This window comes from Methylocella silvestris (genome assembly GCF_002891535.1).
Classification (GTDB): domain Bacteria; phylum Pseudomonadota; class Alphaproteobacteria; order Rhizobiales; family Beijerinckiaceae; genus Methylocapsa; species Methylocapsa silvestris_A.
This window is the reverse complement of sequence record NZ_PDZR01000012.1, coordinates 75,377-90,995: the sequence shown is the minus strand read 5'-3', so window position 1 is coordinate 90,995 and position 15,619 is coordinate 75,377. Positions and strand designations below refer to the sequence as shown.

The 15,619-nt window shown below is 65.2% G+C and carries 14 protein-coding genes and 1 other RNA gene; 3 read left to right on the top strand and 12 right to left on the bottom strand.

Annotated elements, in window-relative coordinates; all coding sequences use genetic code 11:
- Positions 1–26 precede the first annotated feature (26 nt).
- The 3 genes from ssrS to CR492_RS11835 form a co-directional block, all read right to left on the bottom strand.
- Positions 27–181, bottom strand: a non-coding RNA gene (gene ssrS / locus CR492_RS11845) — 6S RNA.
- A 59-nt stretch (positions 182–240) separates the two neighbouring features.
- Positions 241–615, bottom strand: coding sequence for a cell division protein ZapA (locus CR492_RS11840; RefSeq protein WP_102843947.1), 375 nt, complete (start codon positions 613–615; stop codon positions 241–243).
- Positions 616–645: 30 nt separating this feature from the next.
- Complete coding sequence (locus CR492_RS11835; protein ID WP_102843946.1) at positions 646–933, bottom strand: DUF4164 domain-containing protein; 288 nt, start codon at positions 931–933, stop codon at positions 646–648.
- 450 nt (positions 934–1,383) lie between these two features.
- Between CR492_RS11835 and gap the strand changes: the two genes are divergently transcribed.
- Both gap and CR492_RS11825 read left to right on the top strand, forming a co-directional pair.
- Complete coding sequence (gene gap / locus CR492_RS11830) at positions 1,384–2,391, top strand: type I glyceraldehyde-3-phosphate dehydrogenase (protein ID WP_102843945.1); 1,008 nt, start codon at positions 1,384–1,386, stop codon at positions 2,389–2,391.
- Complete coding sequence (locus tag CR492_RS11825; RefSeq protein WP_102843944.1) at positions 2,388–3,611, top strand: phosphoglycerate kinase; 1,224 nt, start codon at positions 2,388–2,390, stop codon at positions 3,609–3,611. The genes gap and CR492_RS11825 overlap by 4 nt, the downstream gene beginning before the upstream one ends.
- A gap of 42 nt (positions 3,612–3,653) precedes the next feature.
- On the opposite strand, the gene CR492_RS11820 is transcribed toward CR492_RS11825, so the two are convergent.
- From CR492_RS11820 to purE, 5 genes are all read right to left on the bottom strand, one after another.
- Positions 3,654–4,265, bottom strand: a complete 612-nt coding sequence (locus CR492_RS11820) for a nucleoside 2-deoxyribosyltransferase (protein WP_102843943.1) — start codon at positions 4,263–4,265, stop codon at positions 3,654–3,656.
- 43 nt (positions 4,266–4,308) lie between these two features.
- A complete protein-coding gene (locus tag CR492_RS11815; protein ID WP_102843942.1) occupies positions 4,309–5,184 on the bottom strand; it encodes a tetratricopeptide repeat protein in 876 nt (291 codons plus the stop codon).
- Positions 5,185–5,262: 78 nt separating this feature from the next.
- The gene (rpsU, locus tag CR492_RS11810) at positions 5,263–5,502 is read right to left on the bottom strand and encodes a 30S ribosomal protein S21 (protein WP_012591288.1); all 240 of its coding nucleotides are present in this window, start codon (positions 5,500–5,502) and stop codon (positions 5,263–5,265) included.
- A 176-nt stretch (positions 5,503–5,678) separates the two neighbouring features.
- Positions 5,679–6,779, bottom strand: coding sequence for a 5-(carboxyamino)imidazole ribonucleotide synthase (locus CR492_RS11805; RefSeq protein ID WP_102843941.1), 1,101 nt, complete (start codon positions 6,777–6,779; stop codon positions 5,679–5,681).
- Positions 6,780–6,784: 5 nt separating this feature from the next.
- Positions 6,785–7,249, bottom strand: coding sequence for a 5-(carboxyamino)imidazole ribonucleotide mutase (gene purE / locus CR492_RS11800; RefSeq protein WP_102843986.1), 465 nt, complete (start codon positions 7,247–7,249; stop codon positions 6,785–6,787).
- Between the two features lie 336 nt (positions 7,250–7,585).
- Between purE and CR492_RS11795 the strand changes: the two genes are divergently transcribed.
- Positions 7,586–8,188: a L,D-transpeptidase gene (locus CR492_RS11795; RefSeq protein WP_102843985.1), complete on the top strand. Its 603-nt coding sequence runs from the start codon at positions 7,586–7,588 to the stop codon at positions 8,186–8,188.
- A 95-nt stretch (positions 8,189–8,283) separates the two neighbouring features.
- Here the strand turns inward: CR492_RS11795 and CR492_RS11790 are convergent, their stop codons facing one another.
- The 4 genes from CR492_RS11790 to infB form a co-directional block, all read right to left on the bottom strand.
- Positions 8,284–11,328, bottom strand: coding sequence for a tetratricopeptide repeat protein (locus tag CR492_RS11790; RefSeq protein ID WP_245412055.1), 3,045 nt, complete (start codon positions 11,326–11,328; stop codon positions 8,284–8,286).
- 96 nt (positions 11,329–11,424) lie between these two features.
- Positions 11,425–12,324 carry a tRNA pseudouridine(55) synthase TruB gene (truB, locus tag CR492_RS11785; RefSeq protein ID WP_102843940.1) on the bottom strand — a complete coding sequence of 300 codons (900 nt, stop codon included), beginning with the start codon at positions 12,322–12,324 and terminating at the stop codon, positions 11,425–11,427.
- A complete protein-coding gene (gene rbfA, locus CR492_RS11780; RefSeq protein ID WP_245412056.1) occupies positions 12,321–12,716 on the bottom strand; it encodes a 30S ribosome-binding factor RbfA in 396 nt (131 codons plus the stop codon). The genes truB and rbfA overlap by 4 nt, the downstream gene beginning before the upstream one ends.
- A 140-nt stretch (positions 12,717–12,856) precedes the next feature.
- On the bottom strand, positions 12,857–15,523 hold the full coding sequence (gene infB / locus CR492_RS11775) for a translation initiation factor IF-2 (RefSeq protein ID WP_102843983.1): 2,667 nt from the start codon (positions 15,521–15,523) through the stop codon (positions 12,857–12,859).
- Positions 15,524–15,619: the final 96 nt, after the last annotated feature.

The window sequence follows — 15,619 nt, the reverse complement described above, 5'->3', positions numbered from 1 at the left end:
GTCGAAACAGGCTGCGAGGCGTAAAGCGCGGGGCCACGATGGCCGTGGGATATCGATCCCGGGTACCTACAACGTAGGTGGGCGCCATGTGGCCAAGCCCACGGGCAAGGCCAGGGACAGCTCCCTTTGAGATCGATAAGGCCCCGGGGTTACTGATCCTGCACGCGCCCCGCAGCTCCGCTCCTGCAACTTAAGGCGGCGCGGCGCAAAGCGCCAGAGGGCGCGGCGCAAAAGCCTGTTTTAGTCCTCGCCGCTTCTGGCGCCGCTCATGTCCTGCGCCGCGCGCTCGATGCGGGCGCTTGCCTCGCCGACGGTTTCCGCCACCTTGTCGATCCATGCCTCGCGGCCGCTGAGGGCGCTCGCCGCGTCCTCCTGCACCTGCGCCAGTCGCGCTTCGAGCTCGCTGATTCGGCGTTGCGATTCATGTAATTCGTCGGCGAGGGTCACCGCCGCCATGATGGTCAGGCGCTGGTCGCCCATCTCGCCGAATTTTTCCCGCATGCCGGCGATCTTGCCGTTGACCATCCGCGCGAGGCCTTCGAGATGAGGCTCCTCGCCCTCGTCGCAAGCGACCCGATAAACGCGTCCGGCGATCTGCATGGCAACCTGGGCCATCGTTCAACTCCCGATCGAATTGTGGCGCGCCTATTGGTCGGCGTCGACTTCGCCCAATATGTCGCGGATCGCCGCATTGGCGTTCTTCAGCCGTCGCGCGATATCTTCATTTGCGCCATCGAGCGTGACCGCGCGGGCGATGGCTCCGTCAAGCTCGACGGCGAGCCGCGAGCGGTCGTCCTGCAACACGGCGAGTTCTTCCTCGAGATTGGCGCGCATGGCGTCGCTTTTGGCGCGCCGGTCCGCCGCCGCCTCAAGCTTTTCGAGGGAGGCGGAAAGACGCTTCAAGGCGTCGTCGAGGCGTTGCGGGATGTCCATTGCTGTCAGTCACATTCCCAGCGCGCAGAGCCCGGCTGCGCTCGCCCCCTTTGATACAATGTACGGGCGATGGAGCATAGATGCACAATTTATGGCGGCGCCGCATGCTCGGGTGCGACGCTAGGAAACAGGCATGCCGCATTGACATTGCTCGGTCAAACTCGCTCAAAGAGCAGCGCGCCGCGGCGCAAAATCATTCGTCGAACAGTTTCATTCGAACCTACGACCAAGGAAATAGTGTTCGCCCGCGTCGATCGACTATGCTGGGCGCCCAAGCATCGCGCTGCACGGTCCGGAACGATCTTCGACAATAGACACAAGCGCAAGGCGGTGGAACTGGCGCTCAATTTGCTAAGTTGACGGTCTTGCAATAGCGCGACATACCACCATGCCTATCAATTAGACAGTTGTCCGGGCGCCTGGCCGACCCGGCGAACAGGGAGCTTCGGGATGCCGGTTAAAGTCGCGATCAACGGATTTGGACGCATTGGGCGCAATGTTTTGCGGGCGATCGCCGAATCTGGGCGCACCGACATCGAGGTCGTCGCGATCAACGACCTTGGCCCGGTCGAGACCAACGCTCATCTTCTGCGTTTCGATTCTGTGCATGGCCGGTTTCCGGGCGTCGTCACCGTGACGGGCGATACGATCGATCTCGGCATGGGGCCGATCAAGGTTACCGCGGTGCGCGATCCGAAGGATCTGCCGCACAAGGACCTTGGCGTCGACATCGCGCTTGAATGCACCGGCATCTTCACTTCGCGCGACAAGGCGGCGGCCCATCTTGCCGCCGGGGCCAAGCGCGTCCTGATCTCGGCTCCCGGCGACAAAGCCGACCTCACCGTCGTGTTCGGCGTCAATCACGGCAAGCTGACGCCGGACCATCTCGTCGTCTCCAACGCCTCCTGCACGACGAACTGCCTCGCTCCTGTGGCCAAGGTGCTGAATGACGCCATCGGCATCGAGCGCGGCTTCATGACGACGATCCATTCCTATACCGGCGACCAGCCGACCCTCGACACGCTGCACAAGGATCTCTACCGCGGGCGAGCCGCCGCCCTGTCGATGATCCCGACCTCGACCGGCGCCGCCAAGGCCGTCGGCCTGGTGCTGCCGGAACTCAACGGCAAGCTCGACGGCTCAGCCATCCGCGTGCCGACCCCAAATGTGTCGGTGGTCGACTTCAAATTCATCGCTAGGCGCGCGACCAGCGCAGCGGAAATCACCGAGGCGGTGAAGGCCGCCGCCAGCGGCGAGCTCAAGGGCATTCTCGGCTTTACCGAGAGCCCGAACGTCTCCGCCGACTTCAATCACGACTCCCATTCCTCGGTCTTCCACATCGACCAGACCCGCGTCATCGACGGGACCTTCGTGCGGGTTCTCTCGTGGTACGACAATGAATGGGGCTTCTCGAACAGGATGATCGACACCGCCGTCGCAATGGGGAAACTTATATGACGAGATCCGGCCAGTCCTCGCCCTTCCCGACCCTCGACGACGCCATATTGGGCGGCAAGAGGGTCTTGGTCCGGGTCGACCTTAACGTGCCGATGGAAAACGGGCGGATCACCGATCTGACCCGGATCGACCGGGTGCTCTCGAACATTCGCGAAATCTCTCAGAAAGGCGCCAAGGTCATCATTCTCTCGCATCTCGGGCGCCCGAAAAACGGCCCCGAGGCGGAGACGTCGTTGAAGTCGGTCGCCGTCGCGCTGGAGCACGAGCTGCAGCAGATGGTCTATTTCGCCTCCGATTGCGTCGGGCCCGTCGCCAAATCCTCCGTCGCGGCTTTGCGCAACGGCGACATCCTGCTGCTCGAAAACACGCGATTCCACGCGGGCGAAACCAAGAACGATCCGGACTTCGTGAATCAGCTGGCCGAGCTTGGCGATCTTTATGTCAACGACGCCTTCTCGACCTCGCATCGCGCGCACGCCTCGACCGAAGGCATCGCCCACAAGCTCCCGGCCTATGCGGGCCGGACCATGCAGCGCGAGCTCGAAATGTTGACCGGCATGCTGGCCCATCCCGAGCGCCCGGTTGCGGCCATCGTCGGTGGGGCCAAGGTCTCGACCAAACTCGAGCTCCTCGGCAATTTGATGCGCCGGGTCGAATTCCTGTTCATCGGCGGCGGCATGGCCAACACCTTTCTGGCGGCCAGCGGCAAAAGCGTCGGAAAGTCGCTCTGCGAGACGCAGCTCGCGGAAACGGCGCGCAAGATCATCGCCGACGCCGACGAGGCCAATTGCCAGCTGATCCTGCCCGTCGACGCCATTGTCGCGACGCGCTTCGAGCCCAACGCCTCCTGCCGCGCCGTCGATATCGATTCGGTCGGCGACAATGACATGATTCTGGATATCGGCCCGCGCACCATCTCAAAGCTCGTCGGCGTGCTGGCCGCGGCGCGCACGGTGGTCTGGAACGGACCCGTCGGCGCCTTCGAGACGCCGCCCTTCCAGGCCGGCACAGTGGCGCTCGCAAAAGTCTGCGCCGTGCTGACCAAGACGCATTCGCTCGACACCATCGCCGGCGGCGGCGACACCATCGCCGCACTCAATCAGGCCAATGCCTTCAACGACTTCACCTATGTGTCGACGGCGGGGGGCGCCTTTCTGGAATGGCTCGAAGGCAAGCTGCTTCCGGGCGTCGAGGCGCTGCGCGGCCAGAAGGCGGTCTAAGACCCAAAGGCCCCCGGCGCGGTTCCTGGCGCACAAAAGGGCTCAGAAGGCGCGGACGGCTGTGCGCTGGGATGGAGCGCTCACAAAATAATCCCGCGCCAGTTCGAGGCAAAGCTCGAAGCCCGCGAGATCGGTAAAACGATGGCCCGCGCCGGCTTGTGTCCTGACCAGAGGCCGGCCCTGTTCGGCCAGACAGGCGTCGAGCATCAGATTGTCCGCATTGCCGAAGTCCTCGATCGACAGGCCTGAAGCATCGCGCCAGACCAACGCGGATTCGTCGAAGGCCGCCTGACCGTCGCGCCGCATCCGTTCGAGGAGCGAGGCGCGCTCATTGCTGTAGCCGAAGGCGGGCGTTCCCAATCCGGCGAGCAGGCCGAGTTCGAACACCGTTCCCACATCGGCGCTCGGCCCACGAAAGGGCGTAAGATTAAAAATGCCGCAGTCCGCCTCCCGAAGCAGGCCGAGGTTGGCGCGGTAAATGAGAAGAGAAGCTTCGGGGTCGCTCAGCGGGACTTCGTTGTCGAAGGGGAAAAGCCCCCTGAACCCATAGGCCGCGCAAAGCTCTTTCTTCCGCTGACCAATCTCTTTTTCGTCAGGTAGAAACACCTCGGGCCCGGCGAGGTAAATTTTCTTTCTTTCAGCGTCCTCATTCATCGCTGCGGTCCCTTATCTGGGACGCCTATCGCCGAGCAGCGCCTCAGCCCCGGCCGACGCGCGACAGACCTTCCTTGGCGAGCTGATTGGACGGGTCGAAATTCAGCGCGCGCGAATAGGATTCGCTCGCCTTGGCGCGATTGCCCGATTTCTCATAGGCAAGGCCAAGCCCGGCCCAGGCGTCAGGGTTCTTGTTGTCGACATTGAGCGCGGCGTTGAAATCCTCGATCGCCTTGTCATATTTGCCGATCGCGATCAGGCTCTGCCCACGCGCCAGATAAGGCGCTCCGGCGAAGGGATCGCGGTCGATCGCATTGTCGAAATCGGTGATCGCCTGCGGATGCTTGCCTTCGCGCTGATAGATCAAGCCCCTTGCGTGAAACGCCTGCGCGTTTTCCGGATTGAGCTTGATCGCGGAATCAAGGTCGGCGTGTGCGGCCGGAAGATCGCCTGACGCGCGCTCAAGATTGGCTCTGCCGAGATAGGCGGGGGCGTGATTGGCGTCCGCCGCGATGGCCGAATTGAAATCCGTCAGGGCCGCGTCGTTACGGCCGATCTGCCGATAGGCGAGCGCACGATTGGTGAGCGAGGCGGCTGTCGGCGATATCTTGATCGCCTGACTGAAGTCGGCGATCGCCTCATTGTAGCGGCTGCTTTTCGCGTAGGCCACGCCGCGCGTGTTATAGGCGTCCGCGCTATTGGGATTGCGCTGCACGACGTCTGTCAGCGAGGCGATATTGGCCTGCGCCTCCTGCGGCGACTGGCTCGCGACTTCCGCGACCCCGGGTCCGGTCTTCAGCGCATTATTGGCCGATTCGCAGCCCGCCAGCGCCAAGGCCCCAAGGAGGACGCCGGCGCCTGTCAGAACCGCGCGAGAAAGCGGCGTCGCGCTCCTGCGTCTGGCCGCGTAAGCCGTCATTCGGCGATCCCCATGCGCCGGCCGGAGGACATGCCGCCGCGGCCTGCTGACTGCTTCAAATGATTTCGGGCTGAAAACTTAACGTACGCCGACGACCGGCTTCGGCTTCATTGGCAGCAGGCCTTCGCGCTGCATCTTCTTGCGGGCGAGCTTGCGGGCGCGACGAATGGCTTCAGCTTTCTCCCGAGCGCGCTTTTCCGACGGCTTTTCGTAATGGCCGCGCAGCTTCATCTCACGGAAAATGCCCTCGCGCTGCATTTTTTTCTTAAGCGCCTTCAGGGCCTGATCGACATTATTGTCGCGAACGAGAACTTGCACGCAGGAGTCCTTGATGTGAGTCAAACCATCGCTCTGCGCGACGGACGTGACAGAAATGACGGAACGGGAAATCGGGCGCGAAAGAGCGCCGGACACTCGAAAGACACGCGAATAGCAGCATCACGGGCGGCTGTCCAGAGTTCCGCCCTTTTTTCGGCCGCTACGACCCTCGCGTTCTAGCGCCGGATGCGGGTCACATGCCCCATCTTGCGGCCGGCCCGAGCTTCGGCCTTGCCATAAAGGTGAAGACAGGCGCCGGGCTCGCGCAAGATCGTCTCGAAAGCGAAAATATCCTCGCCGATCAGATTTTCCATCTCGACTTCGCTCCCATTGCGAAAAGTCGCGCCGAGCGGCCAGCCAGCGATGGCGCGGATATGCTGCTCGAATTGCGAGGTCGTCGCGCCGTCGAGGGTCCAATGACCCGAATTATGCACGCGCGGCGCGATCTCATTGACGAGCAGCTGCTCGCCGCCGCCCGCGGGCTCGATAACGAACATCTCGACGGCGAGGACGCCGACATAATCGAGCGCCTCGGCGATCGCCCGCGTCAGCAGGACCGCCTCGGCCGCCGTCTCAGCGCCGATCCTTGCGGGCGCCGTCGTGAATTTCAGGATGTGGTTCTCATGGACGTTCTCGCAGACGTCGAAGGCTGCGAATTCGCCGCTGGCGCCGCGCGCCGCGACGACGGAAATCTCTTTTGTGAAGGGCGCCACGGATTCGAGAATGGCCGGGCCGCCGCCAAGCGAGCGGAAAGTCACGGCAAGGTCGCCGCCTTCGCGGACCAGCACCTGGCCCTTGCCGTCATAGCCGAACCGCCGCGTCTTCAGGATCGAAGGCCGACCGAGCTGCGCCACCGCCCGCGCCATCGCGCCGGCATGATCGACCTGCATGAAATTGACGGTGGCGACACCAATATCGGCCAGAAACTCTTTCTCGATCAGGCGATCCTGACAGACCGCGAGCGCCGCGGCGCTTGGCCGGACGGGCCGGAGGCCCGCGAGCAGCGACGCCGTCCGCGCCGGCACATTCTCGAATTCGTAAGTGACGGCGTCGACGCTTTCGGCAAAGCGGGCGAGCGCCTCCTCATCCTCATAGGCGGCAAGCGTGCGCTCGCGGCAAACCTCAAAAGCCGTGCTGTCCGGCTCCGGCGCATAGATATGCGCGTGAAGGCCGAGCCGCGCGGCCGCCATCGCCAGCATCCGGCCAAGCTGTCCGCCGCCGAGAATGCCGATCCTTGAACCGGGCGCGAGCGCGCCGGGCGACAGCGTAAACGGCATGGCGCTCAGTCCTCGCGTTCGGGCTCGAGCGCGACCGCCTGGGTCTGCGCCTCCCGCCAGGCAAAAAGACGCGCGTCGAGCGCGGCGTCCGTCAGGGCGAGAATCGCCGCGGCGAGGAGGCCGGCGTTGACCGCGCCGGCGCGGCCGATCGCCAGGGCGCCAACCGGAATGCCGGCGGGCATCTGCACGATGGACAGCAGCGAATCCTGCCCTTTCAGCGCACGGCTCTCGACCGGGACGCCGAGAACGGGAAGCTGGGTCAGCGAGGCGGTCATCCCCGGCAAGTGAGCGGCGCCGCCGGCGCCGGCGATGATCACGCGAAAGCCCGCCGCCTTGGCGCCGGCCGCAAAATCATAGAGCCGCTTCGGCGTCCTGTGCGCCGACACGATCTTCGCCTCATAGCCGATCTCGAGTTCGTCGAGCACCGAGGCGGCGTGCCGCATCGTCTCCCAATCGGACTGACTGCCCATGATGACGGCGACGGGTCTCAAATGAGCGAACAAGGCGGCCTGTCGGGAAGGGGCGGTGGCGAAGCGAGCGGCATAGACCAAGGAGGAGCGCCGCGCAAGGCTTGAGGCCGCCGGCGTCCGCAAGAGGAAAATATCCGGTCGCTCGCGCGCAAAATTTGACGCGCGCTCGCGCCCGAGGTCTCGTTCCGAAGTCTTGCGCCAAACTTCGGCCCCAAAGCTGATCGCCATTTGGCGCGCCGGCGCGCGTCCGATACGTGAGGCCGCCGGGAATTAGCGCAAAATTCATTGCAAGCGGGCGATATGGCGGCGCCAACTCGGATGGGACTCTTGATCAGAATGCTTGGAACACAAAAATTGGCGCGCCGGTTCATCGGCGCCGCAGCAGTCGCGACCGCGCTTTACGCCGCTCCCGCACAAGCGCTCGACAATCCGATGGCCGCCGTCGGACTTGCGAATTTCAATCCGCTTGGCGACTTCCTCAACATGTTTCGCGAGCCGGCGACGAAGCGGAAGCTAATCGCCTGGAGCGGCGAGCAGCCGGCCGGCACGATCGTCGTCTCGACGAGCGAGCGCAAGCTCAATTACGTGCTTGGCGACGGGACCGCGATTCAATATGGCGTCGGCGTCGGACGCGAAGGATTTACCTGGTCAGGGACCAAAAAGGTGACGATGGTCCGCGAATGGCCGGGCTGGACGCCGCCGAGCCAGATGCTGAAGCGCCGGCCGGATTTGCCGCGCTACATGCCGGGCGGCATCGACAATCCGCTGGGCGCGCGGGCGATCTACCTCGGCTCGAGCCTTTATCGCATCCACGGCTCGAACGAGCCCGAAACGATCGGCGCCGCGGTCTCGTCCGGCTGCATCCGGATGACCAATGAGGACGTCACCGATCTCGCCGCGCGGGTAAAGGTCGGGACCAAGGTCGAGGTGCTGAAATAGAGCAGGCTCTGCGCGGCGGCCGATCGCGCCGACGCCGTATCATTGCCGAATGTTGACGAAGCGCGCTGGTTCGATCGAGCCGGCCGCGCGACGCTCTACACCCCCGTCGCGATCACTTCCATGCAGGCGCGATAGCGCTCGCTGACGCCATATTCGACCGGCTCGAACCCATGTTCGCGCAGCAGCGCATAGAGCCGTCGCCGCGAAAAATTATGGTAGTGCTCGATCTCGGCCCAATAGGGATTGACCTTGTTGGCGTGCAGCAGGCGCCAGACCATCGTGTCCATATTGGGCATCGACAGAAATAGCGCGCCGCCCGGCCGCAGCAGCGCCCTTGCGGCGGCGAGGCCTTCGCGCGGAAAGGGCAGATGCTCCAGCACATCCGCCATGCTGATGACGTCATAGCGCTGCGGATGATCCAGCGCCTCGATCGATAGACAATGGGCCTCATAGCCCAGCGCCTTCAGCGTAGCGACATTCTCCTTGCGCAAATCGAGGCCGACCGGCCGAAAGCCCCATTCCTCCGCCGCGAACAGCAAGGAGCCATTGCCAAAGCCGACGTCGAGCCAGTCGCCGCCGCCGACGCGGCGCGCGACGCGCTCGACGATGCGGCCGGAGACCGGACGCTGGCGCTCCATGTCATGGCCTACCGTCTGGTTTGGGTGGGTCTTCGCAAACACCACTTCGGCCGCCGCGGCGCCAAACCATCCCTCGGTGAAGACATGGCCGCAATCGCCGCATTCGCGCCAGTTCATCGCCGGCGGCAGCGCCTTCTGGTAGAGCGCGTGTTTCGTGCAGTCCGCGCCAAGAGCCAGCGGGATGTCATGGCCGCCGCAAAGGGGGCATGACGTATAGGGGACCCGCTCGATCGTAGCGGGTTCGGCAGCAGGCGCCGGCGCGTCCGCGACAGCGAAGGCCCGGGGCGGCTCGCCAGCCTCATGCAAGCGCCACATCTGCATCAGCGCCGCCTCGAAATTGCGCGCATAGCGCGGCGTGTCGAACAGGGGCGAGGCTGATTTGCCGCCAAGCAGCCTGTGACGAAAGTCTTGCAGCAGGGCCGGATCGCCACAGGCCAGTTTGAGCGCCAGACTCTCATATGCCGCGGGCGAAGTCGTGACGAGTTCGGGCAGTCCGACGGCGTGCAGCAGGCTGCCGGCGACGCGGCCGGCGAAAGTCGCGCCAAGGCAGGTCAGCACCGGCAGCCCCGCCCACAAGGCGTCGCTCGCCGTGGTGTGCGCATTATAGGGCAGCGTGTCGAGAAAGAGATCCGCGAGGCGGTGCCGGGCGAGATGTTCGGGCGAGGGCAGTTTCGGCGCAAACACCAGCCGGTCGGGATCGACCCCACGCCGCGCCGCCTCACCGCGCAGATTGTTGCTGAAGAGATCATTCGCTCCAAGCAGCCACAACACGCTGCCGGGCGCGGCGGACAACAGCCGCATCCAGATGTCGAAGAAGGCCGGCGTCAGCTTGTAGCTGTTGTTGAAGGAGCAGAAGATGAAGCCCTGCTCGGGCAGGCCGCATTGCGCCCGCGTCGGCGTCAGATCGGCGATGCGGCGGCTGGCGTCATTCGGCTGGTAGCAATGCGGCAGATGGACGATTCTCTCGCTGAAAGACGCTTCTTCCTGAAATGGCAGCACAACGGGATCGGCGATCACATAATCGATGAAATCGGCGCCTGTGGCGCCGGGAAACCCGAGAAAACTCGCCTGCACCGGCGCGGGCCGGCGCGCGGCGATCCCAAGCCGCGCGCCTGAGGTAAAGCCTTTCATCTCGATCAATATGTCGACGCCATCTGCATGAATGCGGCGCGCGGCCTCTTCATCGCTCATGGCGTTGATATCGACGAACCGGTCGAACGCCTTGCGCATGCGCGCGCCGATCTCGCTGCGGTCGTCGGGACCGTGCGAATAGGCGATGATCTCGAAGCGCGTCCGATCGTGCAGCTCGAACAATTGGACGACGAGAAGCGCGGTGGCGTGGCGGCAAAAATCGCTTGAAACATAGCCGACGCGGAGTTTGCCTTCGGGATGTCGGGCGGCTCTTGGACCGAAATCCATCGGGCCGACCCTCAGCTCGCGAGCGGCGGCGCGCGCGACCGTCAGCTGCAGCGAAGGCGTCGCCGCCATGCTGAGGACCGCAAAGGGATTGGGCGCGCCGCCGCGCCCGTCGAGAAGGGACAGAAGCTCGGCCTCCTCCGCCTCGATGGCGTCCCAGTCGCAGATTGAGCGGCGTTTATGGTGCAGCCAGACGCGAACCGCGATGAGCTCCGGGTCAAGCTCGATCGCGCGGCGGTAGCTGTCGATCGCCGCGCCAAGCTGGCCGAGCCGCTCCAGCGCCGCGCCCATGTTGGCGTGGGCCTGGGCCATCGTCGGACGCTGGGCGAGCGCCTCTTCATAGGCCTCGATCGCCTCCTTGAAAGCGCCCTGCCCCTGCAGCGCATTGCCCAGATTGAGATAGACTTCGGCGAACTGCGGGCGGAGCGCGACGGCGCGATGGTAGGCCTCGATCGCCCGCGCCGGCTGATGCAATTCCTTCAAGATATTGCCGAGACTGAAATAAGGGTCCGCCGCATCGGGCCGCGCGGCGATGATCTCCTCGCAGGCGGCGAGCGCGTCGCGCGGCCGGCCGAGCTTGCGCAAAACATTGGCGACGTTGGTCGCCGCCTCGACAAATCCCGGATTGAGCGCGACGGCGCGGGCATAGGCCTCGAGCGATTCGGTCAAGAAACCCTGATCTTCGAGCGCATTGCCGAGATTGGAATAGGCTTGCGCGAAATCGGGCCGGATCGCGATCGCCCGCCGTGTGGCGGCGACGGCCTCCTCGCTGCGGCCAAGCGCGCGGAAAATCGCCCCGAGATTCGAAAGCGCCTCCACATAGTCGGGCTTGGCCGCAATGGCGCGCGAGACGAGACCGGCGGCGTCATCATGCGCGCCGCGGTAATGCGCGATCAAGCCGAGATGATGCAGGCATACCGACTGGCCGGGATCCCGCGCCAGAATTTGCGTATAGGCGTCCTCCGCGGCGCGCAGGCGGCCGGCGCGGAATAATTCCAGCGCCAGCGTCAGAGCGCGCCCATCCTCGCAGCGCCGCGCGGCTTCCGTCTCGTCCGCGCGCGCTTCATTTCCACCAATCGTCCGCATCGCCCTCATCCGCGCCACTGTCCCGAGCACGGACCGTAAAGCCCGAGGCTTGCGCGAATCCTGTCTTGGCAGTAGGCGGCGCCTTAAAGGCGCGGATCAGAACGGCAGGTTGAACACGCGGCCCGGGACGAGTTCGCCCTTTTCGACCGCGCCGACGGCGATGACGACGCCGCCGCAGGCGGCATAGGCCGAGCCGTCCATTGGCGCATCGGCGCCGCGCAGCAGGACCGATTGACCGCGCCGTAACCTTGCCGCCGCGTCGCGGTCGACGATGATCCGGTGCAATTCGCCAAGCCCCGCCTCGACCCGGCGCATCACGGGAGCGCTCGCCCCCTCTTCGAGGTCGCTCAGCTTTATCGAATCCGCCTCGAGAAACGGCCCGACGCGGGTGCGGCGCAAGGTCGTGACATGGCCGAGACAGCCGAGCAGGCGGCCGAGGTCGCGGGCAATGGCGCGCACATAGGTGCCCTTGCCGCAGCGCGCCTCGAACACGGCCTCATCCGGGCCGGCGCTGACGAGGTCCAGCGCATGGATGGTGACCGGTCGGGCCGCGAGTTGCGGCGTCACGCCGTCGCGGGCGAGATCATAGGCGCGCTCGCCATTGATCTTGATTGCGGAAAAGGCCGGCGGCGTCTGCTCGATCACGCCAATGAAATTCGGCAGCAGTGCGAGAATATCCGCCGGCGCCGGCCGAAGCTCGGATTGCGCAACAATGCTGCCGTCGGAATCATCCGTATCGGTTTCGGCGCCGAACCGAACAGTGAAACGATAGGCCTTCTCGCCGTCCTGCACGAAAGGGACCGTCTTGGTCGCCTCGCCGAACGCGATCGGCAGAATGCCCGAGGCGAGCGGATCGAGCGTGCCCGCGTGCCCCGCCTTCTTGGCGTTGAAAATACGTTTCAGGCGCGCGACGGCGTGCGTTGACGTCATGCCGACCGGCTTGTCGAGCACCACCCAGCCGTCGATATCCTGGCGCGTCGAGCGCGGCGCACTCATTCGCCGCGGCCTTCTGCGTCGGCCCCGGCTTCGTCCGAATCTTTCGTCTCAAGATCCTGCTTCACCTTTGGCGAGGCAAGCAACGCGTCGATCTGGCCGCTGTACTCGAAGCCTGGGTCGGCCTTGAAGCGGACGTCCGGGGCAAATCGCAGATTGACGCGGCGCGCGATCTCGCCGCGCAGCAGCTTCCTGTGCCGATCGAGCGCGGCCAGCACCTCCGTGATGTTTTCGCCGCCAAGCGGCATGACATAGACGGTCGCCAGCTTCAAATCGGGGCTCATGCGCACATCGGGAACGGTGATGACCTTCCCCACGAGCGCCGGATCGTTGATATCCGAGCGCGTCAAAAGCTCGGACATGGCGTGGCGTACAAGCTCGGCGACGCGCAGCATTCTCTGCGAAGGCTGGCCGCCCTGCTGATGATGTAACCTGGACAATTTAGAAAACTCCGACGCCCTGGGGCGTTCAGCTTCAGGCTTTGCTTAAGCCTTGGATACGTCGAGGGACCGGCGGCTGAAGCCGCCGGACCTTCCTACAGCGTGCGCTGGATCTCCTCGACCCGGTAGCACTCGATCACGTCGCCGACGCGCATGTCCTGGTAGTGTTCGAACGCCATGCCGCATTCCTGGCCGGCGACGACTTCCTTGACCTCGTCCTTGAAGCGCTTGAGCGTCGACAGCTTGCCCTCATGCACCACGACATTGTCGCGGATGAGCCGCACATTGGCTCCGCGCTCGACCCGTCCGTCGGTGACCCGGCAGCCGGCGACCTTGCCGACCTTGGAGATATGGAAGACTTCTAGGATTTCGGCATTGCCGAGCATGTCTTCGCGCAAGGTCGGAGCCAAGAGACCCGACATCGCCGCCTTCACGTCGTCGACGAGATTATAGATGATATTGTAATAGCGGATTTCCAGACCCTGCTGCTCGGCGAGCTGACGTCCCTCCTTGTGGGCGCGCACGTTGAAGCCGATCAGCACCGCGCCCGACGCTTCCGCCAAGGTGACGTCCGATTCGGTGATGCCGCCGACGCCCGCATGAATGATGCGCGCCGCGACTTCGTCCGTGTTGAGCTTTTCGAGCGTCGCGACGATCGCCTCGAGCGAGCCCTGCACGTCGGCCTTGATGACAAGCGGAAACTCCTTGCGGGCCGCCGTCTTCATCTGGCTCATCATATCGGCGAGCGAGCCGCGCGCGAGATTGCCGCGCGCCGCCGCCTGCTCCCGCTTCTGGCGGTCGCGATAGGCGGCGATCTCGCGCGCCCGCGCCTCATTCTCGACGACGCCGACGCGGTCGCCCGCCTCGGGAGAACCGGAGAAGCCGAGGACCTCGACCGGCATCGAGGGGCCAGCTTCCTGCTGATTGACGCCCTTGTCGTCGATAAGGGCGCGGACCTTGCCCCATTGCGAGCCGCCGACGATGAGATCGCCGACCTTCAGCGTGCCGCGCTGGACGAGTACGGTCGCGACCGGGCCACGCCCCTTGTCGAGGCGCGCCTCGATCACGGTGCCTTCGGCCGGACGATCCGGACTGGCCTTGAGATCGAGCAGTTCGGCCTGCAGCGCGATCAGATCGGCAAGCTTGTCGAGATTGATCTTCTTCGTGGCCGAGACTTCGACTTCGAGGGTGTCGCCGCCGAGCGATTCGACCTGCACTTCATATTGCAGCAACTCCTGCCGCACGCGCTCGGGCTTGGCGTCCGGCTTGTCGATCTTGTTGATGGCGACGATGATCGGCACGCCGGCGGCTTTCGCGTGCGAGATGGCCTCAGCCGTCTGCGGCATCACGCCGTCGTCGGCGGCGACGACGAGCACGACGATATCGGTCACCTTGGCGCCGCGGGCGCGCATCGCCGTGAAGGCGGCGTGGCCGGGCGTATCGATGAAGGTGATCGGCAGTCCGTTCGAGGCGACGATCTGATAGGCGCCAATGTGCTGCGTGATGCCGCCGGCCTCGCCGGACACGACGTTGGCGTGGCGCAGGGCGTCGAGCAGCGAGGTCTTGCCGTGGTCGACATGGCCCATGATGGTCACGACCGGCGGGCGCGAGATCAGGTGCTCCTCGACGTCCGGGCTGTCGAACAGACCTTCCTCGACGTCGGATTCAGCGACGCGCTTGACGGTGTGGCCGAGTTCCTCGGCGATCAGCTGGGCCGTGTCGGCGTCGATCACGTCCGTGATCTTGGCCATCTGCCCCTGCTTCATCATGAGCTTGATGACGTCGACGGCGCGCTCCGACATACGGTTGGCGAGCTCCTGGACCGTGATCGTCTCCGGCAGCACCACTTCACGCGAGAGCTTTTCCTTGGCTTCGCTGACATGACCCTTGAGGCGCTGGGTGCGGCGGCGGAAGGCGGCGATCGAACGCGTGCGCTCTTCTTCGTCCCCCGTCGCGCTGGCGACGGTAAGCCGGCCGCGGCTCTTCTGCTCCGCGCCCTTCACCGGACGCGCAACGATGACCTTGGTCGGCATGCCGGGACGGCGGATGATGCGCTTGGCGGCGTCCTCTTCCTCGGCGGGACGAGCGCCGACAGCGCCGGCCGGCCCCGGCTGGCCCGAAGGAGCGGCTGAGCCCGGCACGGCCGACATGGCCGGAGCCTTGCGCGGCGCGGCGCCCGCGACGGCGGGCGCGGGTTCGCCGCCGGCGAGGCGTCGCTTGGCTTCGCTCTCCGATCGACGCTTCGATTCGGCTTCCTGCAGGCGGCGGGTCTCTTCCTCACGCTTGCGCGCTTCGGCGGCGGCGCGCTCTTCACGCTCGCGCGCTTCGCGCTCGTCGCGGGCCTTGGCTTCGATTTCGGCGCGCTTGCGCTCCTCGATTTCACGCTCATGCGCTCCCGAAAGGGCGCGCGAACGGGCTTCGCGCTCCTCCTCGGTCAGGGAGCGCAGGATGACGCCGGAGGACGAGCGCTGCTGCGGCTGGGGACGCGAAGCGACGCGCGGTTGTGGCTGCTGTGCGGGTGCGGGCGCGGGCGGCGGCGCCTGCGGCGCGGGCGCGACGACCTCCGGCGCAGGCGCGCTTTCGCGCAGCACATGCGGATCCCCCAGCGCGCGGCGCTTCACCTTCTCCACGACGACCGCCTTGCTGCGGCCGTGCGAAAAGCTCTGGCGCACGATGCCAGCCTCGACCGGCCGCTTGAGCGACAGCGTCTTCGTCGGAGAAACGCTCAGCGTATGATCACCGGGGTTCTTCGTTTCACTCATCAGTCTTGCGTTCCCGGGGCTCGCGCCCATTCGAAATTCAGTGAGCCGGAGAGGCCCGGCCGCGGCGCCAGGGCGCGAAAGCCGCTCCTGGCCTAG